14 protein-coding genes and 2 riboswitches are annotated in these 19,634 nt (G+C 39.9%); of the genes, 3 read left to right on the forward strand and 11 right to left on the reverse strand.

Features of this window, described 5'->3' with window-relative positions:
- Window positions 1-587: 587 nt before the first annotated feature.
- The gene (locus D8M04_RS18630) at window positions 588-2,063 is read right to left on the reverse strand and encodes a protein adenylyltransferase SelO (protein WP_121524921.1); all 1,476 of its coding nucleotides are present in this window, start codon (window positions 2,061-2,063) and stop codon (window positions 588-590) included.
- A gap of 476 nt (window positions 2,064-2,539) precedes the next feature.
- Here D8M04_RS18630 and D8M04_RS18635 point away from each other — a divergent pair, with 476 nt between their 5' ends.
- Window positions 2,540-3,331: an aminoglycoside phosphotransferase family protein gene (locus tag D8M04_RS18635; RefSeq protein ID WP_121524922.1), complete on the forward strand. Its 792-nt coding sequence runs from the start codon at window positions 2,540-2,542 to the stop codon at window positions 3,329-3,331.
- Window positions 3,332-3,714: 383 nt separating this feature from the next.
- Here the strand turns inward: D8M04_RS18635 and D8M04_RS18640 are convergent, their stop codons facing one another.
- The 10 genes from D8M04_RS18640 to ade all read right to left on the reverse strand — a co-directional run bounded on the left by D8M04_RS18640 (window position 3,715) and on the right by ade (window position 15,841).
- The gene (locus D8M04_RS18640) at window positions 3,715-4,683 is read right to left on the reverse strand and encodes a sugar phosphate isomerase/epimerase family protein (protein ID WP_121524923.1); all 969 of its coding nucleotides are present in this window, start codon (window positions 4,681-4,683) and stop codon (window positions 3,715-3,717) included.
- Window positions 4,684-4,720: 37 nt separating this feature from the next.
- Window positions 4,721-5,779: a Gfo/Idh/MocA family protein gene (locus D8M04_RS18645; protein ID WP_121524924.1), complete on the reverse strand. Its 1,059-nt coding sequence runs from the start codon at window positions 5,777-5,779 to the stop codon at window positions 4,721-4,723.
- 4 nt (window positions 5,780-5,783) lie between these two features.
- On the reverse strand, window positions 5,784-6,815 hold the full coding sequence (locus D8M04_RS18650) for a Gfo/Idh/MocA family protein (protein WP_121524925.1): 1,032 nt from the start codon (window positions 6,813-6,815) through the stop codon (window positions 5,784-5,786).
- Between the two features lie 181 nt (window positions 6,816-6,996).
- Window positions 6,997-8,079, reverse strand: a complete 1,083-nt coding sequence (locus tag D8M04_RS18655; RefSeq protein WP_121524926.1) for a Gfo/Idh/MocA family protein — start codon at window positions 8,077-8,079, stop codon at window positions 6,997-6,999.
- A gap of 26 nt (window positions 8,080-8,105) precedes the next feature.
- Window positions 8,106-8,927, reverse strand: coding sequence for a carbohydrate ABC transporter permease (locus tag D8M04_RS18660; RefSeq protein WP_121524927.1), 822 nt, complete (start codon window positions 8,925-8,927; stop codon window positions 8,106-8,108).
- 12 nt (window positions 8,928-8,939) lie between these two features.
- On the reverse strand, window positions 8,940-10,271 hold the full coding sequence (locus tag D8M04_RS18665) for a carbohydrate ABC transporter permease (protein WP_121524928.1): 1,332 nt from the start codon (window positions 10,269-10,271) through the stop codon (window positions 8,940-8,942).
- 91 nt (window positions 10,272-10,362) lie between these two features.
- Window positions 10,363-11,697 carry an ABC transporter substrate-binding protein gene (locus tag D8M04_RS18670; protein ID WP_121524929.1) on the reverse strand — a complete coding sequence of 445 codons (1,335 nt, stop codon included), beginning with the start codon at window positions 11,695-11,697 and terminating at the stop codon, window positions 10,363-10,365.
- 290 nt (window positions 11,698-11,987) lie between these two features.
- A complete protein-coding gene (locus D8M04_RS18675) occupies window positions 11,988-12,755 on the reverse strand; it encodes an SDR family oxidoreductase (RefSeq protein ID WP_246001344.1) in 768 nt (255 codons plus the stop codon).
- Entirely contained in the window at window positions 12,755-13,738 is a 984-nt protein-coding gene (locus D8M04_RS18680) for a LacI family DNA-binding transcriptional regulator (RefSeq protein WP_121524930.1), read from the reverse strand. The genes D8M04_RS18675 and D8M04_RS18680 overlap by 1 nt, the downstream gene beginning before the upstream one ends.
- Before the next feature lie 381 nt (window positions 13,739-14,119).
- Window positions 14,120-15,841, reverse strand: coding sequence for an adenine deaminase (gene ade / locus D8M04_RS18685; protein WP_121524986.1), 1,722 nt, complete (start codon window positions 15,839-15,841; stop codon window positions 14,120-14,122).
- Between the two features lie 153 nt (window positions 15,842-15,994).
- Window positions 15,995-16,096: riboswitch (purine riboswitch) on the reverse strand.
- Window positions 16,097-16,472: 376 nt separating this feature from the next.
- Between ade and gltS the strand changes: the two genes are divergently transcribed.
- Complete coding sequence (gltS, locus tag D8M04_RS18690) at window positions 16,473-17,684, forward strand: sodium/glutamate symporter (protein WP_121524931.1); 1,212 nt, start codon at window positions 16,473-16,475, stop codon at window positions 17,682-17,684.
- A 274-nt stretch (window positions 17,685-17,958) separates the two neighbouring features.
- A riboswitch (glycine riboswitch) is annotated at window positions 17,959-18,039 on the forward strand.
- A 209-nt stretch (window positions 18,040-18,248) separates the two neighbouring features.
- Window positions 18,249-19,634 (forward strand): amino acid permease, encoded by a 1,386-nt coding sequence (locus D8M04_RS18695; protein ID WP_121524932.1) that lies wholly within the window; start codon window positions 18,249-18,251, stop codon window positions 19,632-19,634.

A 19,634-nucleotide genomic window follows, 5' to 3' on the forward strand; every position in this document is an offset into this window, starting at 1 on the left:
GACACCAATCAATTCTATGTCTTAGCTTTTAGAAGTGTTACCTTCTATTTAAAAGAAAAAACGAGTTTTCTTTTTGTCCTAACATACTGGTTGTTTTGTTCAGTTTTCAAAGAGCAAATTTGTTTGCTGTTTTTTATCAGCAACTCTATTAATATATCACACCGTAATCTTCTTTGTCAACATCTTTTATTGTTTAACAAGAAGCTTTTTTTGCGGTGGATTTACATCATATAACTTTCGAGAGGAAAAGTCAACAAGTTTTTTATTGTTTAATGAATATGAGTCTCTATTCGTGTAACTATTATAAATAAGCATGGTGATATATTTATATGAAGATACTAGTAACAAACTGAAAGAGACATAAAAAAATTTTCTGCAGGATGTAACAAGACAGCACCCAAACAATAATACGAAGCATCTATAAAAGTAAAAGCGTTTAGTGTCTAACTAAACGCTTTTACTTAATTGCAATGTATCAAACAATGGTACGAATAAAGCTGCAACTGTTGTATTATATTTAACTTCAGCTTCCATAACAACAAGTGTCAGCCCCTTTTTGTTATCCTTAACTCTAATGCCGCTGTAGCTCAAGTTCCACAAAAAGTTTGATAAAGACAATCCGACGGCTCTGGTGGTTTAGCGTATTCTTCCTGTTCAGGAGAATAAGCATATGGATTGGAAAGAACTTTTAACAGCCCCTCCATTACACTATAGTCTCCTTTTGCCACCGCTGCCTCCAAAGCTTCTTCTACTCGGTGATTACGCGGTATAACTGCAGGATTACTGTTTCGCATCAACTGACGGGACTCTTTTTCATTCTCCTGCTGCCTTTCTAGTCTTTCTTTCCACTCTTTATGCCACTGCTTAAACGCTTCTTTTTCCAACAAACCTGTACTATCGAGTTCATTCATAGTTAATCCACGAAAGGTATTCGTATAATCAGCATTATATTCTTCCATTAGCTTTAAGAGGCTTTCCGCTAGAGTCTGATCCTCTTCTTCCTTATTATATATCCCTAGTTTTTCCCTCATTCCTGTTATCCAATTATCATGATACAAGGTTGAAAAAGTCGATAAAGTATCCTTTGCCATCTCGATAGCCTGATCCTCGTTTTCATCCAATAACGGCAGCAGTGACTCTGCAAATCTGGTCAAATTCCATACAGCAATTCCCGGCTGGTTCCCATAGGCATAACGCCCTTTCCGGTCAATCGAGCTAAACACAGTTGCCGGATCGTATTTATCCATAAAGGCACAAGGTCCATAATCGATTGTTTCCCCACTAATAGCCATATTGTCCGTGTTCATGACACCATGGATAAAACCTACGTGCTGCCATTTAGCTATTAAGGTAGCCTGCCGTTTGATCACTTCCCCAAGTAAAGATAGATAAGGGTTCTCATCCTTTTCTACTTCTGGGAAATGACGTTTTATCGTATAGTCAGCAAGGATGCGCAATTCTTGCTCCGTCCCCCAATTTGCCATATATTGAAAAGTTCCTACACGAATATGGCTTGCAGCTACACGAGTGAGAACTGCACCAGGCAGTGGCTTCTCCCGCATAACCGCCTCTCCCGTTGTAACAACCGCTAAACTGAGAGTAGTCGGAATACCGAGTCCATACATTGCTTCACTGATAATGTACTCCCGCAACATCGGTCCAAGCGTCGCCCGACCATCTCCACCTCTAGAGTATGGTGTTTGCCCTGAACCTTTCAGCTGTATATCATACCGTTCACCTGAAGGCGTCATATGTTCGCCAAGCAATACTGCTCGGCCATCGCCTAACATCGTAAAATGTCCGAATTGATGCCCCGCATATGCCTGTGCAAGTGGTTCTGACCCTTGAGGAATTTCGTTTCCTCCAAAAGCCAACACCCCTTCATCACTTTCCAGCTTCTTCATATCTAAACCAAGGGAATTTGCCAAGGTTTTGTTAAACGCTACTAACATGGGCGAACGTACAGGTTCCGGCTCGACATAGGAAAAGAATTTCTTAGGCAAACGAGCATAACTATTGTCAAAGTTCCATCCTATCTGATTGAATTCTTTTGTATTATCCATCATATCTTCCTTTTCGATTATTGAATTCTTTTTCTTCTTCCTTTAACATCATAGGGTTCGGTTTATTTTCTGCTCTTTCCATCTTATTATGCTCTTCGTAATGTCCATAATGGTGTGAAATCAACTGTTCTTTAATCGTTATTATTTAGCTTTATTACTTCCATCCCAAAGTCCAGGCTTTATCGCCTTACCTTGATTATCTACCATTACACAAACTTTTGAAACCGTTGAGTTCTAAATTAAAGTGGTTTCAAAATATCCATATCGTATGAAGATTTCTGCAATGAATTACTTTTACACTTTTAATCAACCTTGCATTTATTAAATCAAGGAAGTATTACTATCTTACTATCTTCTCGAAGGTAGATGGACGGTAACTTTATGTTAAAATAAGAATAAATATTCAGAGAATTATGTTTCCTAACGAACGAGGAAAGATTGTTTAGTTGTTCTAATAATGAAGGGGGGATTTTAAGATGTCATACTATGAAAACGAAGAAATGCTAACAGGAGGGAATATCTCAGACGTATATCGTTCAGGAGATACCGTTCGTAGAGTATTAAAGCCAGAAAGCACTAGAATTCACAAACTATTAAAGCATTTGGAAAACAAAGGATTTAGCTATGCACCAAAGTTTTTAGGTATCGATGAAAGAGGCAGGGAGATATTATCATTTATAGAAGGAGAAGCTGGCAACTATCCTTTAAAGAAATACATGTGGTCTAATGATGTTTTAAAAGAAATAGCAAAAATGCTTCGGCTCTATCATAATTCGGTGAGTGACTTTTTAATGGAAGAGAGTTGGCAACCAATCGATAACACCCCTCAGCCATTTGAGGTGATATGTCACAATGATTTTGCAATCTATAATATTATTTTTAATCACGAAAAACCAGTAGGTATTATTGATTTTGATGTTGCCGGTCCTGGTCCAAGACTTTGGGATATAGCCTATACTCTTTACACATGTATCCCATTAAGTAGATTTTACTATTCTGAAACAGGGGAGGCAGTTCATTATAATTCCTTACAGCATGCCAAACGTATAAAACAAAGAATCGCATTGTTTTTTGAATCCTACGGAGAGGAAATAGAAGAAGGTTATTTGAAAATGGTATTGCTACGATTAGAGGGGTTATGTAAAACAATTAAAAGAAAAGCTAGAGAAGGCGATATTTCTTTTCAAAAAATGATAGATGAAGGGCATCTTGAACATTATCTTAGCGATATTAAATTCATTCGTGAAAATGGAAAAGATTGGATTTAAAAGGTGATTTTATTATGTCTTACACACAGGAATGCACTTAACCCCATCGCCAAAAAGGCTACATTATAATTCTCACCGAAAGCTGTAATTAAATGTTTTTTCTTTAACCATACTCGTAAAAAAAATAACATGCACCTTCTTAGGGAAAACTCCTAAAGCATAGAAAATACATCCTACTTTAATTCCAATAGAGATATAAACACAGAAATAAATACAAACAAAAACAGACACCTTAGCTCCACTTTAGAGCCAGGTGCCAGTATGCATTATGGAATTTACTTCCTAAGATATTATTTTAAAAGCTTTAATACCTAAAATTTCTATGAGCGAGTAGTAAAACATCTATTGCCTTTCTTAAACACGTTACTAAAGCTCTTCCAACCTCATGCCCACCACATATCCACAGGCTTCTCTCTAATTAATACATCCTTTAAATTCCGAACAGCCGCATGAAATCCTTCGTCTACAGACATCAGCGGATCCTCATGTTCGATGCTAACCACATAATCGTATCCATATGTCCGGAGTGCACTTATAATATTGGACCATTCCTGTGTGCTATGTCCATAACCGACAGAGCGAAATGTCCAAGCACGTGATTGCACATTGGAATACGATTGCATATCAGTCAGTCCATACATATTCACATTATCCCAATCAATATAAGTGTCCTTTGCATGGAAATGATGAATCGCATTCTCCTTACCAAGGATCTTGATTGCTGCCACTGGATCAATTCCCTGCCACCATAAATGACTCGGATCTAGGTTTGCGCCAATGGCATCGTTTGTAGCTTCTCTTAATTTAAGCATTGTGTATGGCGTATGTACAAGAAAACCAGCGTGAAGCTCCAATCCAACTTTCACACCATGATCTTTTGCAAACTGCCCCTGTTCCTTCCAATAGGGTATCAACTTTTTCTCCCATTGCCATTCCAGAATATCAGAATAAGCTGTCGGCCAAGGTGTTACCGGCCAGTTCGGATATTTAGACTCCTCATTGGATCCTGGCGTTCCTGAAAATGTGTTAACAACTGGAACTTCCATCAATTCTGCCAATCGGACGGTTTTAATAAAAATGTCATGTGAATCCTGTGCATGCTTTTTGTCTGGTGATACGGGGTTATCATGGCAACTAAATGCACTGATTGTTAAACCACGTGAATGGATCTTATCCAGGTATTCCTTACGCTTATCTTCATTATTTAAAAGTTCATCTACGTCACAATGGGCATTCCCTGGGTTTCCACCAGTACCAATTTCCACTGCATCCAGTCCGGCACTCCTTACATAATCAAGCATCTCTTCAAATGGTTTATCCTGAAATAGTACGGCAAATACGCCAAGCTTCATATTCCATCCGCCTTTCTGATATTATTTTTCTAGAAAACTACCTTGCCTTATTTGCTTCTATCAATTTAACACTCGAACGTGTCTCACTGCTTCTATAAATGGCTTCCATTATTTTAGAAACCTTCAGTGCTTCTTCTGGCTTCACAACTAACTCCGCCTCACCCAAACAGCTGTCAACAAAGTTCTCAGCTTGGATGAATCCTGCTTCCGCCTCATCATGCTTGGCTTCTGTAGTGCTTTCCATCATCTTACCAAGCTTTGGTTGATATAATTCAAATGGATACATATTTAATCCACCCTCTGAACCAGATATGCTTAGATGAATTTTATCCTCCTTTATATTCGCTGCCCATGAGCATTCAAATTGAAGGGAAACATGATTATCAAACGTAATGTATGCTGAAACATGGTCATCTACCTCGAATGCAGCATAATCAAAGATTCCCCAATCGTTAATTTGGTTCGGAGATTTGCTCAGTCGGTTGTAAGTTGACCCCATCAGTTCAATGGGTTCTGCTTCACCAAGCAGCCAAATCGCTAAATCAAGCATATGGCAGCCAAAGTCAATTAAGCTGCCTCCGCCTTGAAGTTCTTTGTTTGTAAACACTCCCCAGCCGGGAACCTTTCTTCTCCTTAGTGCTTGAACCCTGATTACAAGAGGGTCGCCTATTTCGTTATTCATTACTGCTCTTTTCGCTAGTTGGCTAACCTCGGTGTAACGGTAGTGATAGCCAATCAAAAGAAGTTTCCCTGCTTCTCTGGAAGCTTTAACCATCCTTTCACATTCCGCTGTCGTGATCGCCATTGGCTTCTCACATAGCACATGTACTCCCGCTTTCAGTGCCGCTACAGAAATTTCAGCGTGGAATTTATTTGGTGTACAAATTGCTACAGCATCCACTTCTTTAAATAAATCTTGGTAATTCTCGAATACATAAGGAATGCCAAATTTCTCAGCAACTTCAGAGGCAAGCTGCTGGTTCATATCATGTACAGCTGTCAGTTCTACCTTATGCTGTATTTGCAGGAAGGCAGGGATATGCCTGCTTTGGGCAATCCCACCGGTACCGATGATTCCCATTCGTAATTTTCTCATCGTATCACCCCTTCACTGTGCTGCGTTTTCTTGTTTCACTGGACTCCAATGCATCTAAAATGACCTCTAAGGACTTCATACCTTCTTCGCCACTGATCAATGGCTCCTTATCTTCCAGTATGCTCTCCACAAAGTGATCAATGACATGGGTTGTCGTCTGTCCACCGGATTCATTTGTCTGGATTCCGCCAAGCTCATAATTCACCACTTCGCCGGTTGTATACTGAACAATCAGGGAATATTTTGGATCATCTTCTAGGCGAAGTATCGCTTTTTCTCCGTAAATGATGGTCGAATTATCCTCCTTCGCGTTGTAAGCCCAGCTTGCAGCAAGGGTTCCGATAATGCCGCTCTCTGTTTTTAGAACACAAACTGCGTTATCATCTACATCGGTATCTCCCTTTGCACTTGTTTCAACAAATGCCACTACATCGGAAAATTCCTCTCCAAGCAGATACCGCATCAAGTCCGCCTTATGTACACCAAGATCTCCCATAGCCCCAATAAATGCTTTTTCCTTTTCGAAAAACCAGCTGTCTCTTCCATCCGCACTCCAGGCCTCAGGTCCACCATGACCAAAGGTAGTACGGAAGCTGTAGATCTTTCCGACCTCCCCGCTTTGTATGAATTGCTTTGCCTTTTGATGGGATGGAACAAAACGCTGATTATGTCCAATCATCAGTTTTTTGCCGTTTTCATTTGCTGCTAGGATCATATTCTCTGCCTCTTCCCGTGATGTCGCCATTGGCTTTTCACATAGTACATGCATGCCGGCATTTAGCGCGAGAATGGAAACAGGTGCATGCAAATAGTTCGGCAGACAAATACTCACCGCATCTAAATCTTCAGTCCTCAGCAGCTTTTCATAGTCTGTATAAGCTTTAGCACCGTAAGTTTTCGCCATTTCTTCCGCACGATCTTCTACGATATCGCAGACCGCTATTATTTCAACATTAGGGTTTGCCGCATATTCTACAAAATGTCTATGTTTTGCAATGCTTCCACAACCAATTACTCCAACTTTTAATCTTGTCATTTCTTTCCCCCACCCCTATTTCTATAATTTCTCAAGCGGCTGTCTGTTGCCATCTACATGATTCTGTGTATTGGTATTGACAGCCCATTTGACACCATTTGAATCACCAGTTTTTAGGTTGCATAACCATAAGTATTATTTGATTGCCTGCTTCTGAGTAATTCTATAAATCTAGCTTGTTTCAATCAAAATATACCGCTTGGCCAATTCGGTCAGATTCATAGATTGCCTCCAAAATTTGAGTGACAACCAATGCTTCCTCTGGTTTTACAACCGGTTCTGTATCATTCAAGATACTTTCAATCCACAAACGCATCTCAACATCCGCTTCACTTTCGGTTTCTCCTTCAAAAAAAGCTACTCCTCCCGGTTCCAGTTCGACATTTTTTGTATACAATCTACCGAAGTCCTCGCCATGTATTCGTAGACCATCCTTCATATCAGCACCACCTTTGGTTCCGCTTAAGGAGCATTTTGCCTCATCGACATCCAATGAATTCAGTGCCCAGCTTGACTCCAGGACAATCGTCGCGCCATTTTGCATTTTTATAAAACCAAAGGCAGAGTCCTCCACCTTAAATTCTTCAGGATCCCACGAGCCAAAAGCATTTGCAGCATCTTTTTGTTTTCCAAGTTTACGGAACACGGAGCCCATCACCGATTTCGGCTTATAATTATCCATCATCCATAACGTCAGATCGAGAGCATGGGTCCCGATATCAATAAGCGGACCACCTCCCTGCTTTTCTTCATCCATAAATACGCCCCATGTAGGCACAGCCCTTCTTCGGATTGCGTGTGCTTTTGCATAATAAATTTCCCCCAGGTCACCTCGGGATACCGCTTTATGCAAGTACTGACTGTCCGGACGGAAACGATTGTTATAGCCAATCGTCAGCTTCTTCCCGCTTTCCTTAGCAGCTGCAATCATTTGTTTTGCTTCCTCTGACGTCTTTGCCATTGGCTTTTCGCACATCACATGCTTTCCAGCTTCTAGTGCAGCTATCGATATCTCTGCATGGAACACATTCGGAGTACAAACGTGGACGACATCAACGGCTTTATCCTTCAATAATTCCCTGTAGTCTGCGTAAATTTTCGCATCCACTGTCCCAAAATCTTTCGCAACAACCTCAGCTCTATTTAAGTTTCGATTACAAAAAGCCACCACTTCCACCTGATCGATTTTCCGGAGACTTTTAAGATGTTTTTCCACCGCAATGGCTCCGCAGCCGATAATTCCAATTTTTAATGTATTCTTCATATCAAATCAACCTCATTTTCCATGAACTATTCTTTAACAGATCCAGATGTCAGACCAGAAACAATTCGTTTTTGGAAAAATAATACTAATATAACGATAGGTATCGTCACAATGACCGTTGCAGCTGAAATATCTCCCCATGGAATCGAATATTGACTCTGGTACATGGAAATCCCAACTGGAACAGTTCTCCATAAATCATCACTGTTGATTGTCAATGCAAATAAATACTCGTTCCACGCTGCGATAAATACAAGGATTCCCGTCGTAAAAATACCAGGTGCTGCCAAAGGCAGGATAATTTTTCGGAATGTCTGAAATGGACTTGCTCCATCCAGCTTGGCAGATTCCTCCAGCTCAAACGGAATCTTTTTGAAAAAGGTTGCCAGAATCCAGATTGCCAATGGAAGACTGATTGTAATATAAGGAATAACCAGTCCCATATAGCTATTTCGTAAACCAAGCCCTGTTACCAGGCTAAACATTGGTGAGATAATTGCAATTTGCGGGAACATCGATGCTGCAAGCACCAGTCCAAGGATCAAGCCTTTTCCTTTAATCGGTAACCTCGTAACTGCATATGCTGTAAACGATGCAAATACTAGTGCTAATATGGTTGTTAAACTAGAAACCACAAAGCTGTTGATCATATACCGTACCAATGGCCGATTCGTTAGAGCAGCTTCATAGGAGGCCAATGTAGGGTTACTTGTGAACCAACTGAAAGACGAAAATATCTCTCTTGGTGGTTTGATCGATGTTAAAAATACCCAGATAAATGGAAACATCACAAGAAAAACAAATATTATAAGAAACAGATAAAATTCGATTCCACCGCGTTTATTCATCTATACCCCTCCTCATTTCGTACGCCCTTCAAATAAATCGGAACCAATTAATTTCACATAAACTAAACTAATGATTGCCACACTGATAAATACAATTACCGAAAGGACAGAACCCTCCCCAAAATTTTGCTGGGCGAATAATGTTTTATAGGCGTAGACAGAAATCGACTCTGTCGCATTTGCAGGACCTCCACCTGTCAATACATAAATCAAGTCAAACACTCGGAATGCATCCAGCGTTCTGAACAACAACGCAACCAAGATGGAGGATTTTAGCAGTGGCAGTGTAATGCTCCAGAATTGCTGAAATTTATTCGCCCCATCCACACTTGATGCTTCATATAATGATTGCGGAATGGTCTGCAAGCCCGCTAGCAGCAGCAGTGCCATATATGGTGTTGTTTTCCAGACGTCTGCAAGAATGATAGAAAACATTCCACCGTCCGATGTCGTCAATAGCCAAGAAGATTCAGGGATTATATTAAGCGCTTCCAAATAATGAGCAATAATACCAGACTGGCCGTCATACAGAAATCCCCACATCATCGCTGCCACTGCAGTCGGAATAGCCCATGGGATCAACACTGTTGCACGAATAAGGCCTCTTCCTATAAATGCCCGATTTATTAAGAGTGCAATTGCCAGACCAAGCACTAGCTCAAATGCCACGGAAATAACGGTGAAAAATACTGTATTCCCCATCGCCTTCCACATTCGTTGATCCTTCATATACTTTCCATAGTTATCTAATCCGATAAAATTCGAGTTTAAAATATTGCTTGCAGTCGATGTGAGCAAATCAGAGGTTTGCTGAAACTGCTGAGCAGATTGTTCATTATTGCTTGACTCTGCAATTTTCGTAAGTGCCGCAGCATGTGCTTCCAGTGCTTGTTGATACTCCTGGGCAAACTCATTATCAAGCTTAGAATATTTTAATTCTGAGTCTCTTACGGGTGTGAAATTTGCTAGTAACTCATCAATTTCCTCTACCTTCACCTTAAGCGCTTCATCACTAATCATCTCGGAATGGTAGTTTTCAATATCTTGTTGAATTTCCTTTACCTTTTCAGCGTCTTCTTCATTTTCAGCACCATCTGCTAAACTATCAAGCTGACCCCCTATATAGAAATGATTGTCCACGTATCGCTCTAGATCAATCGTCGCACTGAGCATGAGCTGGGAACGAGAGGGATCGTTTAGCCTATAGTCAAATAAACTGTTGTAGAATGATTGTGCAACTGGCCAAAGCACCACAACTATAACCAGAATGAGCGAGGGGATGACCATAGCATAGCCTAATTGTTTTTCACTTAGTTGAAAGCTGCGACTTTTCTTGTTTTTCATGTTTAACCTCCTCGTCAATAAGCTAGCTTTCTGACTTTATTACAAGAATAGCAAGATGAGTTTTATTCCCATCCTGCTATTCTGACTAACTTTATTCAGCCATGGCTGCTTCAATTTTTTCTTGCATATTCTTTGCAGCTTCTTCGGAGGTTTGGTCACCTGTTAACACTTTGGATATTTCAATTTGCATAATATCCGACACTTCTGGATAAATAGGTGAAACCGGTCTAGGAACTGCTGACTGTAATACTTCTCTGAATTCAGGATTTGCAAATAAGGAACTAACTCCCTGTACTTCAGGATCGTCATACAAAGCGCTTAGCGTTGGAGCGCGCCCACCCTCCACGGCAGTAATTTTTTGCCCTTCTGGACCGGAAATGAATTTCACAAACTCCCAAGCCGCTTCTGGATGTTCAGAATATCGATTAATCATGGTCATCCAGCCGCCAAGTGCTGCTGCAGTACCTTCATCTCCTGCTGGAAGCCTGGCCATTTCCACATTATCCACAATTTCTGATCTCTCTTCGTCATTGGAAGAGGACATCATATACGGCCAGTTTCTAGCAAAAACGGCATTCCCTTCAATCCAAGCATTTTCCGTTTCTATTTCCATGAAGTTAAGGATATTCTCTGGTACAAAATCAGATGTTACAATTTCCTTCATCTTTTCGAGTGCTTTAATTGTTTCCGGGCTATTTACAACTACATTATTATTTTCATCTACTACCTCACCGCCATAAGAAGCAATAAATTCAATGGCATTTGTAATCAAGCCTTCATATTGCGCCGCCTGCATGAGATAACCATATTCTGTTCCACCTTCGCCTTTTAGCTCGTTAGACATTTCAATCAATTCATCCCATGTTGCAGGAGGCTCGTCCACAATATCTGTACGGTAATAAAAAACGCCGGCATCTGTGTACTGTGGCATTGCCCATTGCTTTCCATTAAAGTTCGCTGCTGCTACTGTCCCAGGGAAGTAATCTTCCATGTTGATGCCATCCCTTTCGATAAAACGATCCAGCTCCAGCACGTAGTTAGCCTGAGCAAATTCTGCCGGCCAAATTACATCCGCGTTAAACACGTCAATCTCCGAACTTTGGGAGCTCAGAAGCGTCACATATTGGTCATGAGATTGACCTGTATCTGCTGGCATTTCACGTTGCTCCACTTTTATATGCGGAAACTTTTCCTCGAATGCTTTGATTACAGCATCCGTCCCTGGGGTTGTATCCACTCCACGTGCATATACAATGGTAACAGGCTCTTCTTCACTGCCTTCTTCTGCTTGTTCACCATTGTCACTTGAAGTATCAGATTCATCATTACTGTCTTGGTCTGTTGAAGCTGAATTATTACAAGCAACTAAAAAGAATACCAGAGCGATTAACAACAAACTGCTAAGTGCTAACTTTGAAAACTTCAATGTAATGCCCCCTTTTTTTAATGTCGATTTCAGTCCCCAAAATCACTTTAGGAATATTCTTAAAAATGAAATCGATTACATTTTCTTATATTATACGATATTTTCTTTTGATGTCAATGTTATTTTTTGAATTATTTGTTTTTTGTTTATAATACGTATTTGGATACTGAGTGAGGTAGATATTGGTCTGTAATGGAAAGAAAAAAAGCTCTATTTATATCAGTGAAAACTTTTCCTCTAGCACATCGATCCAAATTTCTAATCTCCCCATACCTCACTCAACGCTCATGTTACTTCCTCAAAAATCCGCCTTCCGAATTAATGATTTGACCCGTGATCCACCCTGCTTCCTCACTTACCAGAAATGCAATTAATCTAGCAGCGTCCTTTGCTTCTCCAATTCGCCCTAGCGAGAATTTCGGTAATAGTTCATGCTTTACTTCTTCTGACATCCATCCCGTATCAGTAGGTCCAGGATTCACCGCATTAACCGTAATCCCAAGAGGTCCCAGCTCTGCAGATAAGGAAAGCGTAAAAGCAGAAATCGCCCCTTTTGTTGCTCCATAGGCAAGTTCCTCGATCATTGGACCTTGCGCTTGTCCGGAAGTCATATTAATTATCCTTCCAGCATGATATCCCGCTTTCACAAACCTCTTTGCAAACTCGGCAGAAAGCATCATCGTGGATCTTATGTTGACTGCATAATGTGTATCCAGTTCTGCCACACTAAGCTTTTCATATCCATCTCTAGTGGAATGTGCTGCATTATTTATTAACACTTGAGGAACACCAAGCGACTCTTCAGTACCTTGATGAACCTGTAAGTATGCATCAGTTTTAGATAAATCAATCTCAGCGTATGCACAACGAACACCCAGTTCCTGAATTTTCATTTGGAATGTCTCTGGCCATCGATTCTCCGACCGCCAATAAGTGAAAAAAATATCTATACCCGCTTCTGCAAGCTTGACACATGTCGCTGCACCGATCCCATGCTCATGGCTTACCCCTGTAACAACAGCAATTTGATTTGCCATATTCAAAACTTCCCCTTTCATCATGTAGACTCCCTAATAATCAATTCATGATCCAATATTAAGCTTTCCACTTCTTTTCCTCTTATTTTATTGATAATCATAGTTGCAGACATGCAGCCCATTTTGTACATCGGCTGGGCAATTGTTGTAAGTGTCGGATTAGTCATGTTGGAAAAACTGATTTTGTCAAAGCCGACAACAGCAATTTCCTCGGGAACCTTCAACCCCTGTAACTGAATTTCTTTCAGTGCACCAATTGCAAGGACATCTGACACCGAAAAAACAGCATTTGGCTTATCCAATTCATTTAATAAAGAACGCATTGCCTGTTGCCCTCCCTCAAAGTGGACTCGCTCCGTTTCTCGAATCCATTTGGAATTAATCGGCAAATCAAACTCTTTTAAAGCCTTTTCATAGCCCCTTCTACGTTCACGGGCATACAAGAACTTCTCATCTGTATTAATTAAAGCAATTTTTTTGTTCCCTAATTTTATTAAATGTTTGACCGCCTGATATGCAGCCAATTCATTATCGATGGTTACATAGGAAATCTCACCCCGTTCATCAAATTCACTGCATTGAACGATTGGATGCCTGCTCGCTAGGTCATACAGGTTTTTCCGATTGACTGTCGGATCCATTAAAATAATTCCATCTGCAAGTCGATTCCGGATCATATTAAAATAAATTGCTTCCCTTTTCGGATTAGAATCCGTTTCGCAAAGAAGAATATTGTATCCCCTGCTAATCGCTGTATCCTCAATTCCATTAATGATTTCCGTATAAAAAGGATTGGAAATGCTCGGAATCAAAACAAGAAGCAGCCTGCTTTCAGAGTTCCTTAGGTTGCGCCCAAGCACACTTGGCTCATAATTTAACTCCCTTATCGCCTGCTCCACTCGTATTCTGGTTTTTTCTTTTACAGATTCACTATTATTGAGAACCCTTGAAACAGTTGCTGTAGAAACACCTGCCTTTTTAGCTACTTCCTGTATGGTTGCCATAGAATCACCCGTTCTTCAATGTAATCGATTACAATTTATGTTATATTTTGTGTTATATTTTGTCAAGATTCTCAATATTCATCCAAACTAAGAAGTAAATTTACGTTAATAAAAACCAGCTAGGTCAAGATTGTATTTATTAAATTTTTCTAATTAAGAGTTAAGAAGCTAGTCAACTTCTGAATGCTGATATTTGTTAATTTGTAAAAGAATGAATTTTTCTTGGCTAATATATAAAACGCCGCTCCCGTTTCCCGGGGCAGCGTCATTATTCTATGGCATTTAGTGTATTTCCTGCTTTTATTCTTACAAAAACATACCCTTTGTATTATCCACTTTAAAATAGGAATTTTCGGAAGCTATCATATCCCGTCCTCTACATTAAACCGGAACAGAAATAAACTCCATTCTATCCACATCAAACAATCCTTGATCGGTTAGCTTTAAAGAAGGTATAACAGGTAAACTTAAAAAGGCAAGTGTAATGAATGTATCGGCAGTCTTCTGATCCGTTACACTGGATAAAGCTTTGTTTAAGGATTGAATCTCTTCCATAACTGCCTCATAGTTTTTGTCAGACATGAGTCCAGAGATAGCTAGTTCTATCTTTCCGATGACTTTTCCATCTCTCACAACAACTAATCCACCATTCATTTCTGCTACTGCTTCCATGGCTTTCATCATATCTTCATCATTCGTACCAGCGATTACTAAATTATGCGAGTCGTGAGCGACAGTGGAAGCAATGGCTCCATCTAGAAGTCCTAGTCCTTTTACAATCCCTAACCCAATATTGCCAGTTCTATGATGACGTTCGATCACAGCAATTTTTGCCAAATCACTATCCGCGGAAGGAATGAAATAACCGTTTTCGGTTGATACTTCTTCCACAATCTTCCCTGTTGTGACTTGATCTGGAATTACTTCAATCACATTGGCCATTGCCGATTGCCCCATTGGAATTTGCAGGTCATCTACGGAAATAGGCAGGAGATTGACTGTTTCTCTTAAGCTTTTGTTTTCCTCTTGCCTATTGTCCTTCCCATTCCCTAAACTAACACCATCTTTCGCAACAAGCTTTCCACCTCTATATACTTCAGTTATCGTGATTTCATCAAGATTATCTAACAATAGAAAATCCGCCTCATACCCAGGTGCAATCGCTCCTTTGGTTGTGAGAGAGAAGCATTCTGCTGCATTTAGGCTCGCTAATTGAATCGCTTGAAGTGGGTCCATACCATGTTGGATAGCTAATCGAACATGATGATCAATGCTGCCCTCGTATAACAGGTCATCAATATGTTTGTCATCTGTGCAGAATAAAAATCTGCGAGCATTTGCTGGTGTCACCATACCGATTAGGGCTTCCAGATTTTTTGCCGTCGTACCTTCTCGAATCATGACATGCATCCCTCTGGAAATGCGCATTTGGATTTCATCCCTGCTAATACTTTCATGATCGGTTTTAATTCCAGCAGCTCGGTAAATATTGATACCATCTTCATCAAATCCGGCACAATGGCCATCAATATGATTACGATGCTTTTTGGCTGCCTCTAGTTTTTCCAGCATATGCTGATCGGCATTTTTTACCGCTGGGAAATCCATTACCTCTGCTAATCCAAGCACACGAGGGTGATTATAGAAGGGCTCTAAATGTTCATTATTCAACGTGGCCCCCGCGTTCTCAAATGCTGTGGCAGGTACGGAAGACGAGAGCATCACAAACACATCCAGATCCAATCCTTCCGAATCATCCAGCATAAACTGAATGCCATCTGTTCCAGAAACATTCGCTATTTCATGCGGATCGGTAATAACCGTTGTTACCCCATGCGGAAGAACGACTTTGGCAAATTCCTTAGGAGTAACCATGGATGATTCAATATGAACATGGCCATCAATAAAAGATGGAGCCATATAACGGCCCTCGGCATCAATAACTTCTTTCCCTTGGTAATCACCGATTCCCACAATCATTCCATCGGTAATCGCAATATCTCCATGTATAATAGCTAAATTAAACACATCAATAATTTTCGCATTTTTTATTACGGTATCAGCGAGCACCCGCTTGCTGGATACATCTATTAAACGTTTCATCATTTCATAACATCTCCTTCACTGCTTGTCTGTACCTGATTTAATTGGAGAAACAAAAAAACTCTAGGATTACCTAGAGTTTGACAAGAAGACAGGAAAATATGAAGCAGAAATAATAAGGAGTAAAATACTTTAATCCTTTTTATCTCACACAAAATCTCACCTGTACTTCATAGTCAAACTATTTACGGTAGTTTGGTAGAAACTTCTGGACCTTATTTCCAAATTTATATGAAGTCTATTCTATTCAGTTATTAAGTAATTATACTAACGGATTCTCAGAGGGATTACAAGACTTTTTTTATAGTATATGTAACCTTTCCCTTTCTTAACCTCATCTCTATCTGCATTATATACATTAAAAACTTCACTAATCAGGCCGTTTAATTCATTATATTTCTTCACAATATAGAATTCCATTTTCTGTAATTCCGTTGTGATACTTGCAAAAAATACTTTTATTGGATAATAATTATAGTGTTGGTCTTTTTCATCTCACCGCTTCGTTTAATGAGTAATCTTCACTCACTAGATTCTAAGCATGCTATTTTCAATTCTCTTCTTCCTTTCTTTAAACCTTTGATTGTTAATCTACTAAAAAATAATAATACTTACATGATGGAGGGAACTTATGTTTGAATTACAACTAGATATGTTTCAAACTGTAGGGTTAGCTGCAGTTGTTTTTTGGCTTGGTAATTTTTTGATTAAGAAAAGTGCTTTTTTAAGTAAATATCATATTCCTGCACCATTGGTCGGTGGGCTCGTATTTGCAATCCTTAACACGATACTTACTGCAACTGGGACAATGAACATTTCATTAGATGATACACTAGAGTCCATATTGATGACTGTGTTTTTCACAACGGTTGGTTTTTCTGCTAGTATCCCCTTGATCCGACGGGGCGGAAAGCTGATTGTATTAATTTTGTTTGTCTCTGTTGTTGTCTTGACCATTCAAAATATAATTGGGTCAGGCATCGCTTCTCTATTTGGTATGGACCCTAGACTTGGTGTCGGAGTTGGCTCGATTGCACTAATGGGAGGTCCAGGTACAGCCGCTGCATTTGGTGCGACGATGGAAGGCCCCCTTTATGGTATTGAGGGCGCAACTGCCGTCAGTCTAGCCGCTGCAACCTTTGGACTCGTGGCAGGTAGCTTGTTAGGTGGACCAACGATGCGTAAACGGATAACTCAGCTCGAACAAAAGAATCAGCTTGCTATGAATGAAGTCGCTGCTACAAAAGAAGAGGCAGAAGAATCGATGGAGGAAGAAAAGTTCGAAACAAGTAGTGGACGTTTCGTTAGGGCAGGAATGTTGCTTGCGCTTGCTTTAGGAACAGGTGTCATCGTATCCGATCTTTTAGCGGCTACTGGGATTACGTTCCCTGGCTACATGGGCGCATTATTGATGGGAGCTGTGATCCGAAATGTTGTTGAATTAACTGGCCATTATCACCCAGATAAGGAAATAATCACTACTGGTGAAGTGTCTCTATCCTTATTCCTTGCGATGGCTATGATGGGACTAGAGCTTTGGGTGTTAGCCGATTTAGCGATTCCAATTATCGTGATTCTCCTTGTACAAGTTATCTTTATGTTTCTGTTTAGTTATTTTGTCTTATTCAATATATTGGGTAAAAATTATGATGCAGCCGTGCAGACCACAGGTTTCATTGGCTATGCAATGGGGTCAACGTCTAACGCGATGGCAAATATGCAGACAATCACAAGAAAATATGGCCCTTCTCCAGCTGCTTATATAGCTATTCCGATCGGCGGAACGTTTTCAGATTTCTTTAATGCCATCATCATTACAGGATTCTTGAACTTCTTTACTTAAACAATATGGTGGAATAAGGTTACCATTGAGGTGTAAACAGACCTAGATTTTGTACAATTTTTACTAGTTCGCGCAGCATTTTTAGGATTTCTCTCAAGTATGCGTTGAAATAGCGTGTATTTCTGTAAAACCTATAATTCTAAAAAATCTATCAATGCAACCATCCATGGTTGACAAAACTTTTAACTCCTACTAGAATTAACTTCGATTAAAAGTAACATATAAAATTTAATAAACAGCTAGCTATGAATGTTATGGGAATACAACTATAACGGGAGCGGCTTCTGGAGAGACTGCGGAAATTCCGCGGCGCCGAAGGGTTCACAATCTCAGGCAAAAGGACAGAAGAGTATAGGATACTTATTTTTTAAATTGATGATTTTTTTGTCATTGTCATAACAAAGTTATTCTTATTCTTTTATCTAAGAGATTGGAGACCATCCAATCTCTTTTTTTGTTGGCAGTTAAAAAATCTTATCTGCATAAGTGCAACGAAGGCATTCTCCAAAGGCTAAGGCATTTGCCCTCGTTTTCTAAGCTGTTTATGATTAGGAGGAGTTAGGTTTGACGCAACAAGAGCTAAAGAGAGATTTAGCAAATCGGCATGTTCAACTAATTGCAATAGGAGGCACCATTGGTACTGGACTATTCTTGGGGTCAGGTAAAGCGATACAATTGGCAGGTCCATCAATTATTCTTGCTTATTTACTCGTGGGGATTGCCCTGTTTTTTGTGATGAGGGCACTAGGAGAACTGCTGCTGTCCAAAGCCGGTTATCGATCATTTACAGACATTGCCCAAGATTATCTTGGCCCACGAGCAGCCTTTGTAACGGGCTGGACTTACTGGTTTTGTTGGATTGTGACTGCCATGGCAGACATTATTGCTGTTGGTGTCTATGTCCAATATTGGTTTGAAATCCCGCAATGGGTACCTGCCATCATCTGTTTAATTATTTTATTAGGACTTAATCTATTAACTGTAAAGCTATTTGGAGAATTAGAGTTTTGGTTTGCTTTGATTAAAATCTTGACCATTCTTGGTCTCATTGCCATGGGAGTCGTTTTGTTAGTAATCGGGTTCGAAACAAATACAGGAACTGTTACAGTTAATAATCTTTGGGAACATGGTGGTATATTTCCAAACGGCATTTCAGGTTTCCTGCTGTCATTGCAATTAGTTGTATTTGCCTTTGTGGGGATGGAATTGGTTGGTGTATCTGCAGCAGAAACCTCCAGCCCAGAAAAAAATATACCATCTGCTATTAATAAAATCCCTTTAAGAATTCTGTTTTTCTACGTGGGGGCACTAATTGTTCTTCTGTCTATTAATCCATGGACAGAACTGGATCCAGGAGAAAGCCCTTTTGTTAAAACGTTTAGTTTAGTCGGAATCCCAATTGCTGCAGGGTTGATTAACTTTGTCGTATTAACCGCAGCTGCTTCTGCTGGCAATAGCGGGATGTTTTCAACAAGCAGGATGCTATATAACTTAAGCACCAATAATCAGGCACCTTCCAGTTTTTCAAAACTGAACAAAAATCATGTGCCAGCCAACGGGTTATGGATATCCACACTTGTCGTATCAGCAGGGGCTCTTTTGAGTAAACTCTTACCGGAACAGGCTTTTGGAATCGTGACATCGATAAGTGCCATTTGTTTCATTTGGGTATGGAGTGTCATTCTGGTTTCTCATTTAAAATATAAGAAAACACGCCCTGAATTACATGCAAAATCTAAATTTAAAGCACCACTGACACCTTTTATTAATTATGTGGTCCTAGCGATGTTTGCTGTTGTTCTTGTTATGATGCTTATTTCAGATGAAACACGGCCTGCCTTATTGCTAACACCTGTTTGGTTTTTATTATTATATGTTTTATATTATTCACGAAGAAATAAAGAAGAAAAAGGAAAGGTAAACAGCAAGATAGAATCCACATTCAGGTGA

It is taken from the genome of Oceanobacillus piezotolerans (genome assembly GCF_003665065.1).
Lineage (GTDB): Bacteria > Bacillota > Bacilli > Bacillales > Amphibacillaceae > Oceanobacillus > Oceanobacillus piezotolerans.